The organism is Streptomyces sp. NPDC017448, from assembly GCF_044330565.1.
Lineage (GTDB): Bacteria > Actinomycetota > Actinomycetes > Streptomycetales > Streptomycetaceae > Streptomyces.
Genome location: NZ_JBIRLM010000007.1, coordinates 66,993 through 82,187, shown reverse-complemented (window position 1 = coordinate 82,187; position 15,195 = coordinate 66,993). Strand labels below are relative to the sequence as shown.

General features: G+C 71.2%; 14 protein-coding genes and 1 pseudogene. 4 read left to right on the top strand and 11 right to left on the bottom strand.

All coding sequences use genetic code 11. From position 1 onward, the window contains the following. Positions 1-45 precede the first annotated feature (45 nt). Together pafA and ACH4K1_RS14170 are read right to left on the bottom strand one after the other, a co-directional pair. A complete protein-coding gene (pafA, locus tag ACH4K1_RS14175; RefSeq protein ID WP_398089387.1) occupies positions 46-1,407 on the bottom strand; it encodes a Pup--protein ligase in 1,362 nt (453 codons plus the stop codon). A 9-nt stretch (positions 1,408-1,416) separates the two neighbouring features. Then, the gene (locus tag ACH4K1_RS14170; RefSeq protein WP_398089385.1) at positions 1,417-2,676 is read right to left on the bottom strand and encodes an MFS transporter; all 1,260 of its coding nucleotides are present in this window, start codon (positions 2,674-2,676) and stop codon (positions 1,417-1,419) included. Positions 2,677-2,808: 132 nt separating this feature from the next. Here ACH4K1_RS14170 and ACH4K1_RS14165 point away from each other — a divergent pair, with 132 nt between their 5' ends. Continuing rightward, positions 2,809-3,846: a LacI family DNA-binding transcriptional regulator gene (locus ACH4K1_RS14165; protein ID WP_398089383.1), complete on the top strand. Its 1,038-nt coding sequence runs from the start codon at positions 2,809-2,811 to the stop codon at positions 3,844-3,846. 51 nt (positions 3,847-3,897) lie between these two features. On the opposite strand, the gene prcA is transcribed toward ACH4K1_RS14165, so the two are convergent. The 6 genes and pseudogenes from prcA to arc all read right to left on the bottom strand — a co-directional run bounded on the left by prcA (position 3,898) and on the right by arc (position 9,793). After that, positions 3,898-4,689, bottom strand: coding sequence for a proteasome subunit alpha (gene prcA / locus ACH4K1_RS14160; protein WP_398089381.1), 792 nt, complete (start codon positions 4,687-4,689; stop codon positions 3,898-3,900). A gap of 123 nt (positions 4,690-4,812) precedes the next feature. After that, the gene (gene prcB, locus ACH4K1_RS14155; RefSeq protein WP_228991363.1) at positions 4,813-5,658 is read right to left on the bottom strand and encodes a proteasome subunit beta; all 846 of its coding nucleotides are present in this window, start codon (positions 5,656-5,658) and stop codon (positions 4,813-4,815) included. Beyond that, positions 5,610-5,788, bottom strand: a pseudogene (locus ACH4K1_RS14150) (endonuclease domain-containing protein); the annotation flags it as partial. The gene prcB and the pseudogene ACH4K1_RS14150, both read right to left, overlap by 49 nt. A 143-nt stretch (positions 5,789-5,931) precedes the next feature. Beyond that, positions 5,932-6,150: a ubiquitin-like protein Pup gene (locus ACH4K1_RS14145; protein ID WP_003970166.1), complete on the bottom strand. Its 219-nt coding sequence runs from the start codon at positions 6,148-6,150 to the stop codon at positions 5,932-5,934. Positions 6,151-6,279: 129 nt separating this feature from the next. Further along, positions 6,280-7,791: a depupylase/deamidase Dop gene (dop, locus tag ACH4K1_RS14140; protein WP_398089379.1), complete on the bottom strand. Its 1,512-nt coding sequence runs from the start codon at positions 7,789-7,791 to the stop codon at positions 6,280-6,282. A 235-nt stretch (positions 7,792-8,026) separates the two neighbouring features. After that, positions 8,027-9,793 carry a proteasome ATPase gene (gene arc, locus ACH4K1_RS14135; protein ID WP_228991365.1) on the bottom strand — a complete coding sequence of 589 codons (1,767 nt, stop codon included), beginning with the start codon at positions 9,791-9,793 and terminating at the stop codon, positions 8,027-8,029. A gap of 240 nt (positions 9,794-10,033) precedes the next feature. Here arc and ACH4K1_RS14130 point away from each other — a divergent pair, with 240 nt between their 5' ends. Next, entirely contained in the window at positions 10,034-10,345 is a 312-nt protein-coding gene (locus ACH4K1_RS14130) for a ferredoxin (protein ID WP_397673629.1), read from the top strand. Positions 10,346-10,394: 49 nt separating this feature from the next. Here the strand turns inward: ACH4K1_RS14130 and ACH4K1_RS14125 are convergent, their stop codons facing one another. The 3 genes from ACH4K1_RS14125 to ACH4K1_RS14115 all read right to left on the bottom strand — a co-directional run bounded on the left by ACH4K1_RS14125 (position 10,395) and on the right by ACH4K1_RS14115 (position 13,363). Continuing rightward, positions 10,395-10,973 (bottom strand): hypothetical protein, encoded by a 579-nt coding sequence (locus ACH4K1_RS14125; protein ID WP_398089376.1) that lies wholly within the window; start codon positions 10,971-10,973, stop codon positions 10,395-10,397. Positions 10,974-11,153: 180 nt separating this feature from the next. Then, entirely contained in the window at positions 11,154-12,065 is a 912-nt protein-coding gene (locus ACH4K1_RS14120; RefSeq protein WP_228991368.1) for a tRNA (adenine-N1)-methyltransferase, read from the bottom strand. 59 nt (positions 12,066-12,124) lie between these two features. Beyond that, on the bottom strand, positions 12,125-13,363 hold the full coding sequence (locus tag ACH4K1_RS14115; protein ID WP_398089374.1) for a site-2 protease family protein: 1,239 nt from the start codon (positions 13,361-13,363) through the stop codon (positions 12,125-12,127). A gap of 176 nt (positions 13,364-13,539) precedes the next feature. On the opposite strand from ACH4K1_RS14115, the gene ACH4K1_RS14110 reads away from it, so the two are divergent. Together ACH4K1_RS14110 and ACH4K1_RS14105 are read left to right on the top strand one after the other, a co-directional pair. Next, complete coding sequence (locus ACH4K1_RS14110) at positions 13,540-14,385, top strand: RecB family exonuclease (RefSeq protein ID WP_398089710.1); 846 nt, start codon at positions 13,540-13,542, stop codon at positions 14,383-14,385. A gap of 9 nt (positions 14,386-14,394) precedes the next feature. Further along, on the top strand, positions 14,395-15,066 hold the full coding sequence (locus ACH4K1_RS14105) for a response regulator transcription factor (RefSeq protein ID WP_073769744.1): 672 nt from the start codon (positions 14,395-14,397) through the stop codon (positions 15,064-15,066). Positions 15,067-15,195: the final 129 nt, after the last annotated feature.

Here is a 15,195-nt window from a genome sequence, read left to right as displayed (position 1 = left end):
CGCCGCTCCCGGCGGCGCACGGTCGCCGAGGGAGCCGCGAGCCGGTCACATGCCGGCGATCAGCTTCTCCACCCGCTCGTCGACGGAGCGGAACGGGTCCTTGCACAGAACTGTGCGCTGCGCCTGGTCGTTGAGCTTGAGGTGGACCCAGTCGACGGTGAAGTCCCTGCGCTGCTCCTGCGCCCGGCGGATGAAGTCGCCGCGCAGCCGCGCCCGGGTGGTCTGCGGGGGCACCGTCTTGCCCTCGAAGATCTTGAGGTCGTTGCAGATGCGGGCGGTCTGCCCCTTCTTCTCCAGGAGGTAGAAGAGTCCGCGGCGGCGGTGGATGTCGTGGTAGGCGAGGTCTATCTGGGCGACCCGCGGATTCGACATGGTCATGTTGTGCTTGGCCCGGTACCGCTCGATGAGCTTGTACTTCATGACCCAGTCGATCTCGGTGTCGATCCGGTCGAGGTCCTCGGCCTCGACCGCGTCGAGGGTGCGGCCCCACAGCTCCAGGACCCGGTCGACGGTCCCGGTGCGGATGCCCCGGCGCTCGACGAAGTCCACGGCCTTCTCGTAGTACTCCCGCTGGACCTCGATGGCCGACGCCTCCCGGCCGCTGGCCAGCCGCACCTTGCGGCGGCCGGTGAGGTCGTGGCTGACCTCGCGGATCGCCCGGATCGGGTTCTCCAGGGTCAGGTCGCGCATCACCGTGCCCGCCTCGATCATGCGGAGCACCAGGTCGGTGGCGCCGACCTTGAGCAGCATGGTCGTCTCGGACATGTTCGAGTCACCGACGATGACGTGGAGGCGGCGGTACCGCTCGGCGTCGGCGTGCGGTTCGTCGCGGGTGTTGATGATCGGCCGGGAGCGGGTCGTCGCGGAGCTGACGCCCTCCCAGATGTGCTCGGCGCGCTGGCTGACGCAGTAGACAGCGCCGCGCGGGGTCTGGAGCACCTTGCCCGCGCCGCAGATCAGCTGCCGGGTGACGAGGAACGGAATGAGGATGTCCGCGAGTCGGGAGAATTCCCCGTGCCGGGCCACGAGGTAGTTCTCGTGGCAGCCGTAGGAGTTTCCCGCCGAGTCGGTGTTGTTCTTGAAGAGATAGACGTCGCCCGCGATTCCCTCCTCGTGCAGGCGGCGTTCGGCGTCGACGAGCAGGCCTTCCAGAATGCGCTCGCCCGCCTTGTCGTGCGTGACGAGTTCGGTCACGTTGTCGCACTCCGGTGTCGCATATTCCGGATGCGATCCCACGTCGAGGTAGAGGCGGGCGCCGTTCCGCAGAAAGACGTTGCTGCTGCGGCCCCATGACACAACACGGCGGAAGAGGTAGCGCGCCACTTCGTCAGGTGACAGTCGGCGCTGTCCCCTGAACGTGCACGTGACGCCGTACTCGTTCTCCAGCCCGAAAATGCGGCGGTCCATGACTGAACATTACGCCTTATGGCCCGAGCTGAAACCGGGTTCGACGGCACCGTTTCGATCATTTTCCGATCCCGTCGCGACCGCGCCCGTGCGGACGGGAGCCGCGAGAAGCCTCCCGGTGGCCAGCAGGACGACCAGGGCCGCCACCCCCCCGGCCCCCGCGACGGCGAAGCTCCAGGCGGTCGAGCCGAGTTCGGCCGCGGGGCCGGCGGCGGCCGTGCCGGCCGCGGCGCCTACGCCGAACGTGGTGACCAGCCAGGAGAACGCCTCGGTCACCGTGCCGCGCGGGGCGTGCCGGTCGACCACGATGAAGGAGCAGGCGATGGCCGGGGCGAGGAACACCCCGGCGAGGGCGGCGAGGGCGGTCATGACCGGGACCGAGGGCGTGAGCACCAGCGGCAGGTAGCCCAGCGCCAGCAGCCCGACGATGACCCGCAGCCGCTTCTCGGGGGCGCCCGTCCACTGCCGCGCTCCGTAGAGCAGGCCGCCGATCAGCGCGCCGAGGCCGAGCGCGGCCATCAGCCAGCCGTACACCGACTCCCGCCCGTGGTCGTCGGCGTACGCCACCGCGGCCACCGTGATGGAGCCGAGGGCGAGCCCGACGAAGAAGAACGCGCCCAGGAGCGCGAGGAGTCCGGGCGAGCGCAGGGCGCCGAGCCAGTGCGCCTCGCGGGGCGCGGAGCGCCAGGTGCGCGAGGGCTCGGACAGGACGACCGAGAGCGCGCCGAGGACGCCGAGGGCGTTGATGACGAGCAGCGCCGCGGCCGGGGACCGCAGCGAGACGAGCAGCGTCACCAGGAGCGGCCCGACGGTGAACATGATCTCCTGCGCCACGGCGTCCATGGCGTAGGCCCGGTGCACCTGACCCTCGCCCTTGAGGACGCTGGGCCACAGGGCCCGCAGACCGCCCTCCAGGGGCGGTGTGGCGACCCCGGCGATGACGACGGCGAGGTAGGCCAGCGGGAGCGAGCCGAGGCCGGTGAGCGCCAGCAGGGCCATCCCGAGCGCGGAGAGCACGGCGGCCGGGAGCTGGACCCGCGGCTGCCCGTACAGGTCGACGGCGCGGCCGAGCAGCGGCTGCCCCACGGCGGTGGCCAGCCCGTAGGCGGCGGCGAGCGCCCCGGCCAGGGTGTAGCTGCCGCCCTCCGCGCGGGTGAAGAGCACGAGGGCGATGTGCGCGGTTCCGTTGGGCAGCCGCCCCACCAGGGTGCCCGTCAGCAGCCGGGCCGCGTGCGGCGCCCGGAGGATGTCCAGATATCCCGCGGCCATGTCCGCCCCTCTCCGCCCCGGCCGCCCGCGCGCACCGAAGTGTTACGTATAACGTCGAGGCTCATACGTACCATGTGCGCAGTCCGCGGGTCCACCTCGCGGCGTCACGGAACATCCCGCACGGAGGCACGAGTGACCAGCGCGCAGCAGCCCGTCCCCGCCCGGCCCACCAGCCGCGACGTGGCCCGCGCGGCGGGCGTCTCCCAGGCGACGGTCTCCCTGGTGCTCGGCGGGAAGTGGCCGGGCCGGGTGTCGGAGGCCACGGCCCGGCGGGTGCGGGACGCGGCCTCCGAGCTCGGCTACCGGCCCAATCTGGCGGCCCGGAGTCTGCGGCTCGGGCGGACCAGGACCGCCCTGCTGGTGGTGCCCGCGCTCACCAACGAGTTCTTCGCCCGGGTGTACGCCGGGGCCGCGGCGCTCGCCGCCGAGCACGACTTCGGGGTGGTGCTCTACCCCTCGCCGGACGGCACGGGCCCGGCCCGGGATCCGTTCGCCTCGGCCCGCGCCGCGCTCGACGGGGTCATCGCCTCCTCGATGGCCGCCGGCGCGCTGGAGGCGCTGCACGGGGCGGACCTGCCGCTGGTGATGCTGGACAGCGATCCGTCGGACTCCGGGCCGGCCGCCCGGGTGAACCTCGATATCGCCGATGGGATGCGGCAGGTGACGGGCCATCTGCTGGGCCTCGGCCACCGCCGTTTCCTGCATCTGGCGTCCGCCGTGGACACCTGGACGTTCGCGGTGCGCGCCGGTGCGCTGCACGAGGCGCTGGGCGCGGTGGAGGGCGCCGCGGTCCGGACCGTCCGGGCGGCGCTGGACGTGCGGGCGGGCCGGGAGGCCGTGGAACAGGCGCTGGCGGCCGCCGGGGAGAGGCCCACCGCGATCGTCTGCGACGACGACATCCTGGCGGCGGGCGCCTGCAAGGCAGCCCGGCGGCTCGGACTGCGGGTGCCGGACGAACTGTCGGTCACGGGGTTCGACGATCTGGCGCTGGCGACCGCCCTGGAGCCGGAGCTGACCACGGTGCGGCTCCCGGCGGAGCGGGTCGGCGAGCGGGGCATGGAGGCGCTGCTCGCCGTGCTGGACGGCCGCCCCGTGGAGCCCGGGGGGCTGCCGGTCCGGCTCGTCGTACGCGGCTCCACCGCACCGCCGCCCGCCGGGCCCGGGGCATGAGACGGCGGCGCCCCCGGGCCGCTGCCCGGGAGTGCCGCCGGGCGCTGCCCGCTACTCCTCGGTGGAGGCGGCCGCGCCGCCGGTGCCGGGGGCGTCGTTCTCCTCGGTGTCGGACGGGGCGTCCGTGGGCGTGCTGCCCGCGGCGTCCGTGTCCAGCAGCCGGGCCAGCTGACGCCCGACGATCCGCTTGAACTTGCGCTGCTGGGGGCGGGTCCGGTCCAGGACCGCGACCTCCAGCCGCTCGGCGGGGATCTCCCGCTCCCCGCCGCCGGGCTCCCGCGAGAGCGCCTGCACGGCGAGCTTGAGCGCCTCGGCCAGCGTCATGCCGTCGCGGTGGCGCTGGTCGAGGAAGCTGCTGATCTGCTCGGCGTTGCCGCCGACCGCGACCGAGCCGTGCTCGTCCACGATCGAACCGTCGTGCGGCAGCCGGTAGATCTGGTCGCCCTCGGGCTCGGCGCCGACCTCGGCGACCACCAGCTCCACCTCGTACGGCTTCTCGGCGGCGCTGGAGAAGATGGTGCCGAGCGTCTGCGCGTAGACGTTGGCCAGCCCACGGGCCGTCACGTCGTCCCGGTCGTAGGTGTAACCACGCAGATCGGCGTAGCGCACTCCGCCGATGCGGAGGTTCTCGTACTCGTTGTACTTGCCGGCGGCCGCGAAGCCGATCCGGTCGTAGATCTCGCTGAACTTGTGGAGTGCGCGGGACGGGTTCTCGCCGACGAACACAATGCCGTCGGCGTACTGCAGCACAACGAGGCTGCGACCACGGGCGATGCCCTTGCGGGCGTATTCCGCCCGGTCGGCCATGGCCTGCTGGGGTGAGACATAGAACGGCGTCGACACCGGCTATCCGTCCCTTTCTGTCAGTGACGAGTGCGTCGGGGGAGGCTCGGGCCTCTCGTTCGGATCATGCCGGGCTCACGGGGCCGGCCACGATCCGGACGGAGCGCCCCGCAGGGGTCCGGGTCAGAGCAGCGCGGCGCGCGGGCCGTCGGGCTGCTCGAGGCGGCGTTCCAGGACGGAACGCGCGATCTCGGCGGACTCCTGGTCGGTCAGCCTCCGGAAGCCGTCGTCGGTGATGACGGTGACGATCGGGTAGATGCGGCGGGCCACGTCCGGCCCGCCGGTCGCCGAGTCGTCGTCCGCCGCGTCGTACAGCGCCTGCACGACGAGGGTGAGGGCCTGCTCCTCCGTCAGGTCCTCGCGGTAGAGCTTCTTCATCGAGCCGCGGGCGAAGATCGACCCGGAGCCGGTGGCGGCGTAGCCGTTCTCCTCGGAGCGGCCGCCGGTGACGTCGTAGGAGAAGATGCGGCCCTTCTCGCGGTCGACGTCGTAGCCCGCGAACAGGGGCACGACGGCGAGGCCCTGCATGGCCATCGCGAGGTTGGAACGGATCATGGTGGAGAGGCGGTTGGCCTTGCCCTCCAGGGAGAGCTGGGCGCCCTCGACCTTCTCGAAGTGCTCCAGCTCCAGCTGGAACAGCTTGACCATCTCCACGGCCAGTCCGGCGGTGCCGGCGATGCCCACCGCCGAGTACTCGTCGGCCGGGAAGACCTTCTCGATGTCGCGCTGCGCGATCATGTTGCCCATGGTGGCGCGCCGGTCGCCGGCGAGGACCACGCCGCCGGGGAAGGACGCGGCGACGATGGTCGTCCCGTGCGGCGCCTCGATGGCCCCCTGGAGCGGCGGCAGGCTCCGGTTGCCCGGGAGCATCTCGGGCGACTGGTCCGACAGGAAGTCCATGAACGAGGACGAACCCGGCGTCAGGAAGGCAGCTGGTAGACGCCCGGTGCTACGAGTGTTGGCTTCCACGCGTTTCCCTCCAGGTATGCGATGGCCCTGCGCAAGACAGTCAGGATCATCCCCCAACTTGCCGATGGCCGAATTGCCGTTGAAGCACGTACGCCAGGACCCTACCCGTCCGACGGGAGTGATCCACATGTTCGGTGGAGGTTGTCCGCACCGATCCGGCGGGGCCGGGAAGCGGCCCCCGGCGGGCGGCCGGAGCGGCGACGCGTGCCGCCGCCCCGTCTCCCCCGCGGTCCGGGCGGGCGCCCGGGAGCCCCGGGCGCCCGCGCGGACGGACTACTGCCCGCCCTTCTGGACGAACGACCTCACGAAGTCCTCGGCGTTCTCCTCCAGGACGTCGTCGATCTCGTCCAGGACCGAGTCGACGTCGTCGCTCAGCTTCTCCTGGCGTTCCGCGAGGTCCTCGGACGCCTGCGCGTCCTGCGCCTGCTCCTCGACCTCCTCGGTGGAACGCGTCGCCTTCTGCTGTCCGCCGCCGGTGTCCTTGGTCGCCATGTAGCTCACCCCGCTCGGTTCGAAGCAATCGAAGCTCTTGATCAGACCCTACCCACGGGGCCCGACATCTGGCCCGGTAGTTGTTCAACGTCCGGGCCTCGGGTGATTGATTCCCACCCCGGAGGACTTTCAGCCGCCCGACAGGGTCCGGACCAGCTCCTCCGCCGTACGGCAGCGGTCCAGCAGCTCCTGGACGTGCTCCTTGGTCCCGCGCAGCGGCTCCAGGGTGGGCACCCGTTGCAGTGAGTCACGGTCCGGCAGGTCGAAGATCACCGAGTCCCAGGAGGCGGCCGCCACGTCGTCGGCGTACTGCTCCAGGCAGCGGCCCCGGAAATACGCCCTGGTGTCCTCCGGCGGCTTCGTGCGGGCCCGGGTGATCTCGTCCTCGTCCAGCAGCCGCTTGATCTTCCCGCGGGCGGCCAGACGGTTGTACAGCCCCTTGTCGGGGCGTACGTCCGCGTACTGGAGGTCCACCAGGTGGAGCCGGGGGGCGTCCCAGTCCAGTGCGTCGCGGCGGCGGTAACCCTCCATCAGCTCCCGCTTGGCGATCCAGTCCAGCTCCCCCGACAGGCTCATCGGGTCGGTCTCCAGCCGGTTGAGCGTGTCCTCCCAGCGGGCCAGGACGTCCTTGGTCTGCTCGTCGGCGTCCGTCCCGTACCGCTCGTCGACGTACTTGCGGGCCAGCTCGAAGTACTCCATCTGGAGCTGGACGGCGGTGAGCGTCCGGCCGTTGCGGAGCGTGATCAGCCGGCCCAGGTCCGGGTCGTGCGAGACCTCGTGCAGGGTGCGGACGGGCTGGTCGACCGCGAGGTCGACGGTGATGAACGCGTCCTCGATCATGGACAGCACCAGGGAGGTGGTGCCGAGCTTGAGGTAGGTGGAGATCTCCGAGAGGTTGGCGTCCCCGATGATCACGTGGAGCCGGCGGTACTTCTCGGCGTCGGAGTGGGGCTCGTCCCGGGTGTTGATGATGGGGCGCTTGAGCGTGGTCTCCAGGCCGACCTCGACCTCGAAGTAGTCGGCGCGCTGGCTGATCTGGAAGCCGTGCTCCTGGCCGTCCTGGCCGATGCCGACGCGGCCCGCCCCCGTGACGACCTGGCGGGAGACGAAGAACGGCGTCAGGTGGCGCACGATGTCCGAGAACGGCGTCTCCCGGCGCATGAGGTAGTTCTCGTGCGTGCCGTAGGAGGCGCCCTTGTTGTCGGTGTTGTTCTTGTAGAGGTGGATCGGCTGGGCGCCCGGGATGGCGGCCGCCCGCTCGGCGGCCTCCGCCATGATCCGCTCGCCGGCCTTGTCCCAGAGCACCGCGTCGCGCGGATTGGTGATCTCGGGGGAGCTGTACTCGGGGTGCGCGTGGTCGACGTAGAGCCGGGCGCCGTTGGTGAGGATGACGTTGGCGAGGCCGATGTCCTCGTCGGTGAGCTGGCTGGAGTCGGCGGTCTCCCGGGCGAGGTCGAAGCCTCGCGCGTCACGCAGCGGGTTCTCCTCCTCGAAGTCCCAGCGGGCGCGCCGCGCCCGGTGCATCGCCGCCGCGTAGGCGTTGACGATCTGGGACGAGGTGAGCATGGCATTGGCGTTGGGGTGGCCGGGGACGGAGATCCCGTACTCCGTCTCGATGCCCATTACTCGCCGTACGGTCATGCGGCCCTCCTTGCCCGGCGTCGGTCCCCTCCGGGAGCGACGCTCACGTACCGCTTCTGGGTCCGGTGCGTGTGTGGTGCCCGACACCGCACTGCGCGACTCGGCGGTACCGCAGAGCCTAGAGCGCCTCTGCGCCGGTGGGGAGATCAATTACGACATTGCTCCGGCGTGGCCGGAACGGGGAATGCGACCGGCCGCGGAGGCCCTGTCGGGCCTTCCGCAGCCGGTCCGTGCATTACAGGTACTGGCCGGTATTGGCCACCGTGTCGATGGAGCGTCCGGTGTCCGCGCCCTGCTTTCCGGTGACGAGGGTGCGGATGAAGACGATCCGCTCGCCCTTCTTTCCGGAAATCCTGGCCCAGTCGTCCGGGTTGGTGGTGTTCGGCAGGTCCTCGTTCTCCTTGAACTCGTCCACGCAGGCCTGCAGCAGATGGGCGACCCGCAGCCCCTTCTGGCCTTGTTCCAGGAATGCCTTGATGGCCATTTTCTTGGCCCGGTCGACGATGTTCTGAATCATCGCGCCGGAGTTGAAGTCCTTGAAGTACAGGACTTCCTTGTCGCCGTTGGCGTACGTGACCTCCAGGAAGCGGTTCTCCTCGGACTCCGTGTACATGCGCTCCACGACCGACTGGATCATGGCGTGGGCGGCGGCCTCGCGCGAGCCGGTGTGCTCGGAGAGGTCGTCCGCGTGCAGCGGGAGGGAGGGGGTCAGGTACTTGGCGAAGATGTCCTTCGCGGCCTCGGCGTCCGGACGCTCGATCTTGATCTTCACGTCGAGGCGGCCGGGGCGCAGGATGGCGGGGTCGATCATGTCCTCGCGGTTGGAGGCGCCGATGACGATGACGTTCTCCAGGCCCTCCACCCCGTCGATCTCGGCGAGCAGCTGCGGGACGATGGTGTTCTCCACGTCCGAGCTGACGCCGCTGCCGCGGGTGCGGAAGAGCGACTCCATCTCGTCGAAGAAGACGATGACGGGGGTGCCCTCGCTCGCCTTCTCCCTCGCCCGCTGGAAGACCAGGCGAATGTGCCGCTCGGTCTCGCCGACGTACTTGTTGAGCAGCTCGGGGCCCTTGATATTGAGGAAGTAGCTCTTCCCCGCGGGCTGCCCGGTCACCTCGGCGACCTTCTTGGCGAGCGAGTTGGCGACGGCCTTGGCGATGAGCGTCTTGCCGCAGCCGGGCGGGCCGTAGAGCAGGATGCCTTTCGGCGGGCGGAGCTCGTGCTCCTTGAAGAGGTCGGGGTGCAGGTACGGAAGTTCGACCGCGTCGCGGATCAGCTCGATCTGGTCGCCCAGGCCGCCGATCTTGTCGTAGTCGATGTCCGGCACCTCTTCGAGGACGAGCTCCTCGACCTCGCTCTTGGGGACCACCTCGTAGACGTAACCCGATCGGGAGTCCAGGAGGAGGGCGTCGCCGGAGCGGATGGTGAGGTTGAGCAGCGGCTCGGCGAGCCGCACCACCCTCTCCTCGTCGGTGTGTCCCACCACCAGGGCGCGCTCGCCGTCCTCCAGGATCTCCTTGAGGGTGACGATGTCCCCGGCGCGCTCGAACTCCATGGCCTCGACCACGTTGAGCGCTTCGTTGAGCATGACCTCCTGGCCACGCCGCAGGTCTTCGAGCTCGACACTGGGGCTGACGTTCACCCGGAGCTTGCGGCCCCCGGTGAAGATGTCGCAGGTGCCGTCCTCGTTGGCCTGCAGGAAGACGCCGAAGCCGGCCGGGGGCTGCGCGAGCCGGTCGACCTCCTCCTTGAGGGCCACGATCTGGTCGCGCGCCTCGCGGAGCGTATTGGCGAGCCGCTCGTTCTGTGCGGACACGCCTGCCAGATTGGTCTGCAACTCGACGATGCGCTCTTCGAGAATCCTCGTGTGGCGCGGCGAGTCGGCGAGCTTACGTCGCAGGACGGCGATTTCCTGCTCGAGATAGGCAACCTGGCCGGCTGGGTCCTCTGACCCTCGCGCGGGCCGGATGCCGCGGTTGATGTCGTCGTCGTGGGCTGCCACGGTCCTCACCTCCTCCATGGGGAGCTGGACGCTTCCTGACCCTACCTGGGTGGGTGGTGATTGAAACCCCTAGATCACAAAGACTGCGGGGCGTGTCCGATCTTCACCCTTGCGCTCTCCCTCACATCAAGGGAATACCCACCCTTCGGCACCGGAAAGCCGCCGGTTGTATCGTCGAACCGGTCAACACCCGTCAGGGCTGGCTTCAATTGGTTCGGATACGCAGGAACGGCAGGACACATGACCGTGCAGCAGGACTCGCCGGGCGACAGTGGCACGCAGGACCTGGAGGTCTGGATCGACCAGGACCTCTGTACGGGCGACGGCATCTGTGTGCAGTACGCCCCCGATGTCTTCGAGCTGGACATCGACGGCCTGGCGTATGTGAAGAGCGCGGACGACGAGCTGCTGCAGGATCCGGGGGCGACCACGCCGGTGCCGCTGCCGCTCCTCCAGGACGTGGTCGATTCGGCCAAGGAATGCCCCGGGGACTGCATCCACGTACGGCGCGTCAAGGACAGCGTCGAGGTGTACGGACCGGACGCCGACTAGCAGGCCGGCGCGCGGCCCGGAGGTCGCGGGCTCGCCCGGGAGCGAGGGGTCAGGCGCTTCGGGCGAGGTCGCCGGAGCTGCGGACGAAGGCCCGCCCCTGCCACCGCCAGGACGCCTGTTCCTCCTGGTCGGGGCAGCAGCGGGGGACGTCCAGCGAGGAGTAGCCGAGGAGGGTCGCAAAGACGGTGCCGTCGCGTACGGCGAAGTCCTCGACCGACTTCCGGTCAGCGGGGTCCACCAGGGTCGCCACGACCCGGGGTGCGGCCCCGCTCGTCCGTGTCAGGACGTAGACGCCGGCGGGCGGGGTTCCCGATCCGGCGTCGCAGTGCACCACGGCGACGGTTTCCGGCCGCCCGTCGCCGTCGAGGTCGCCGGGGGCGTGCCGGGCGACGGTCGTCCCGGCCGCGCCGCACTCCAGCGGGAAGTCCACCCCGGCCGGGTCCGGGGCGGGCACGGGGGCGCCGCGTCGGGCGGTCCGCTGCTCGGGGGCGGTGGCGGTCGCGGTGGCCGGCCCGGGCTGGAGCAGTCCGGCCAGCGCGACGACCCCCGCCATCGCCGCGGCCGTGGCGAGCCAGTGCACCGGCCTGGCGGCGGTGTGGGCGAGGTCCGGGAGCGCGGGTGTCTGCACGCGGTACGTCTCCTGATGGTTCCTGGGAGCCCGGTGGGGGGTGGGAGCCGCCCCGAGGGGTTGCCGGAATCGTGCCACACCTCACACCCGGGGCGGAACGGCGGGGTCGACGGAGAAAGCACCGCCGCCCGGCCCCGGTCGGTCGGGGAACCGGGCGGCGGCGCCGGTACGTCGAGCGGATCAGCCCTCGGAGGCGGCGGCTCCGCCCCGGCTGTTGGGGCCGTCGTAGTCCTCGCCGTAGGCGCCCTTGGAGGGGCGGCGGCGGCGCTGCGGCGGCTCGACGCCGTCCGCGAGGCGGCGTGCGGTGACCAGGAAGCCGGTGTGGCCGATCATCCGGTGGTCGGGGCGGACGGCGAGGCCCTCCACGTGCCAGTTGCGGATCATCGACTCCCAGGGCTGCGGTTCGGCGAAGCAGCCGATCTCGCGGATGGACTCGACGGTGCGTGAGAGCTGGGTGGTGGTGGCCACGTAGGCGCAGAGGATGCCGCCGGGCACCAGGGCCTTGGAGACGGCCTCCAGACACTCCCAGGGGGCGAGCATGTCCAGCACGACGCGGTCGACATCGGTGTCGGAGAGGTTGTCCTGGAGGTCTCCGACGGTCAGCTGCCAGGCCGGGTGCGGGGAGCCGAAGTAGCGCTCGACGTTCTGCTGGGCGATCTCGGCGAAGTCCTCGCGGCGCTCGTAGGAGTGCAGCATGCCCTGCTCGCCGATGGCGCGCAGCAGGAAGGTGCTGAGCGAGCCGGAGCCGACCCCGGCCTCCACGACGCGCGCGCCGGGGAAGATGTCGGCGAAGGCCAGGATCTGGCCCGCGTCCTTGGGGTAGACCACGGCGGCGCCGCGGGGCATGGACAGGACGTAGTCGGGGAGCAGGGGGCGCAGCGCGAGGTAGGCGACGTTTCCCGTGGTGCGGACAACACTGCCCTCGGGAGCACCGATCAGCTCGTCGTGCGGGAAAGAACCCTTGTGGGTGTGGAAGTTCTTTCCGGCTTCGAGCGTGAAGGTGTAGTGGCGGCCCTTGGGGTCGGTGAGCTGTACCTGGTCCCCGACCTTGAAGGGCCCACGTCGGCGGGCGGCACCGGTCGGTTCAGACATGTGACCAGCCTACCGGTGATTCCGGGGCCTCCCGTCGCCCCTCGCCGCCCGTGCGGGGCTCAGGAGCCGGGGCGGGCCATGGCCTTGACGAAGGCGCGCTCCACGTCGGCGGTGGAGAGGACCCCGTAGATCTCACCGGTCTCCTCGACGACCAGGTACTCGGTGGCGGGGGTGGCCTTGAGCCGGTCCAGGAGGGCCTCGCCGGCCAGCTCCGCGGGGATCCTCATGCCGTCGGTGAGGTCCTGGGCGAGGCCGCTGACGGCGACCCAGGGGCGGCGGTGGTCGGGAACCCCGACGATGGCGGTCTCGCGGACGAGGCCCTTGGGGTTGCCCTGCCCGTCGACGACGACCAGGGCGCGGGCGCCCGCCTCGTTGGCCCGGCGCAGCGCTTCGGAGAGCGGGGTGGCGGACTCGACGGGGACGGCCCGGCGGGTGAGGGTGCGGGCCCGGAGGCCGGGCAGGTGCTCGCGGAGGCGGGCCATGCGCAGGCTGTTCCCCGCCCCGGTCCAGATGATGCCGGCGAGGATCGCGGCGAGCAGCGCGTCCATGACGGTCTCGACCCCGCCGATGTCCTGGGAGCCGCCGCCGAGCGTCCCGGTGTGGGTGAGCAGCGGCAGGCCGACCAGGACGACGACGGCGAGGGCGCGGCCGACCCAGGCGGCGGCGACGGTGCCGCTCATGGGCCTGCCGGTGATCTTCCAGACGACGGCGCGGAGCATCCGGCCGCCGTCCAGGGGCAGGCCGGGCAGCAGGTTGAAGGCGGCCACGATGAGGTTGGAGATCATCAGGCCGGCGAGCAGGACGCCGGGGACGGTGCCGGGCTCGACGAGCTGCATCGCCCCGTAGAAGACACCGCCGAGGACCAGCGACAGGAGCGGTCCGACGAAGGCGAGGACGAACTCGCGGCCGGGGGTCTCGGTCTCCTTCTCGATCTCCGAGACGCCGCCGAAGAACTGGAGCTGGATACGGCGGACCGGGAGCTTGTAGCGCAGCGCGGCGACCGTGTGGGCCAGTTCGTGGACGAGGACGGAGGCGTAGAAGGCGATGGCGAAGAAGAGGGCGACCAGATAGCGGGCGCCGCCCAGTTCGGGCAGGACGCGGTCGAGCTGGCCGCCGAACACCCAGGTGATCAGCGCGGCGACGACGAACCAGCTGGGGGCGACGTAGACGGGCACGCCGAAGGGGCGGCCCATGAGCAGGCCGCCGCCGGGCTCCGCGGGGCGCTTCGGCTTGCCGGGGCCGGGGCCCGCTCCCCCTGCGCCGGGCTGCGGCCGCCCGCTGTCGCCGCTGTCGTCCACGGGTTCCCTTCGGTTCGGTGTGTGGCCTGTGCCACGATCATGCACGTGCGAGGGTCTGCCGTCGATGGTATGCCGCTCGCTGTCGGTGGCGGGCCGTAGGGTCTTGAGACATGACCTCCGCGCCGCGCCCGCCCCAGCCGCCCACGTCCCTGTCGCCGTCGCGGGCGAGCGATTTCATGCAGTGCCCCTTGCTCTACCGCTTCCGGGTGATCGACAAGCTGCCGGAGAAGCCCAGCGAAGCGGCTACCCGCGGCACTCTGGTCCATGCGGTGCTGGAGCGCCTCTTCGACGCCCCCGCGGCCGACCGTACGGCGCCGCGGGCGCGGGCTCTGGTCCCCGGCCAGTGGGACCGGCTGGTGGAGTCGAGGCCGGAGCTGGGCGAGCTGTTCGACGGGGACGCCGGGGGCGAGCGGCTGACGCGCTGGCTGGGCGAGGCGGAGCAGCTGGTGGAGCGGTGGTTCTCGTTGGAGGACCCGACGCGGCTGGAGCCGGCGGAGCGCGAGATGTTCGTCGAGACGGAGCTGGAGTCGGGGCTGCGGCTGCGCGGGGTGATCGACCGGGTGGACGTGGCACCGAGCGGTGAGGTCCGCATCGTCGACTACAAGACGGGGAAGGCGCCCCGGCCGGAGTACTCCGAGGGGCCGCTGTTCCAGATGACCTTCTACGCGCTGGTGGTCTGGCGGTTGAAGGGCGTGGTGCCGCGCCGCCTCCAGCTGGTCTACCTCGGCAGCGGCGACGTGGTGACCTACGACCCGGTGATGGCGGATCTGGAGCGGGTGGAGCGCAAGCTGCTGGCGCTGTGGGACGCGATCGCGCGGGCGACGGAGACGGGCGACTGGCGGCCCCGGCCGACGAAGCTGTGCGGCTGGTGCGACCACCGGGCGGTATGTCCGGAGTTCGGCGGGACTCCGCCGGCCTATCCGCTGCCCGTCCGCCCGGCGGACACGGGCGGGGGCGACCAGGGCAGAATGGGACCGGTCCGGGCCGAGGCCGGCCGAACCGAGGCCCTTGAGGGCCCTTAAGGAGTTCCTGTGGCGATCCGCGTCCTTCTGGTCGACGACCAGCCTCTGCTGCGCACCGGTTTCCGGATGATCCTGGAGGCGGAAGGCGATCTGGCGGTGGTCGGCGAGGCCGGTGACGGCCTGCAGGCCATCGACCAGGTGCGGGCGCTGCAGCCCGATGTGGTGCTGATGGACATCCGGATGCCGCGGATGGACGGGGTGGAGGCGACCCGTCAGATCACCGGCCCGGGGAAGGACGGCCCGGCGAAGGTGCTGGTGCTGACCACCTTCGACCTCGACGAGTACGTGGTGGAGGCGTTGCGCGCCGGGGCGAGCGGCTTTCTGCTGAAGGACGCCCCGGCGGCCGAGCTGGTGCAGGCGATCCGGGTGGTGGCGGCGGGCGAGGCGATGCTCGCGCCGAGCATCACGCGCCGGCTGCTCGACAAGTACGCGGACCACCTGCCCTCCGGCGAGGAGCCGGTGCCGGACGCCCTGCACACGCTGACGGACCGCGAGGTCGAGGTGCTGAAGCTGGTGGCGCGGGGGCTGTCGAACGCGGAGATCGCGGCGGACCTCTTCGTCAGCGAGACGACGGTCAAGACGCACGTGGGCCATGTGCTCACGAAGCTGGGGCTGCGCGACCGGGTGCAGGCCGCGGTGTACGCGTACGAGAGCGGGCTGGTGCGTCCCGGCGCGCAGTAGCGGTCCCGCCCCGCGCAGCCGTGGGGGGCGGCGCCCCCCCCCCCCGGGGGGGGGGGGGGGCCCGGGCTGCCGGGGACCGTGCGGTGTTGCGCGCTGAAGGAACACCTAAGGAGTTCTCAGGATTGGATC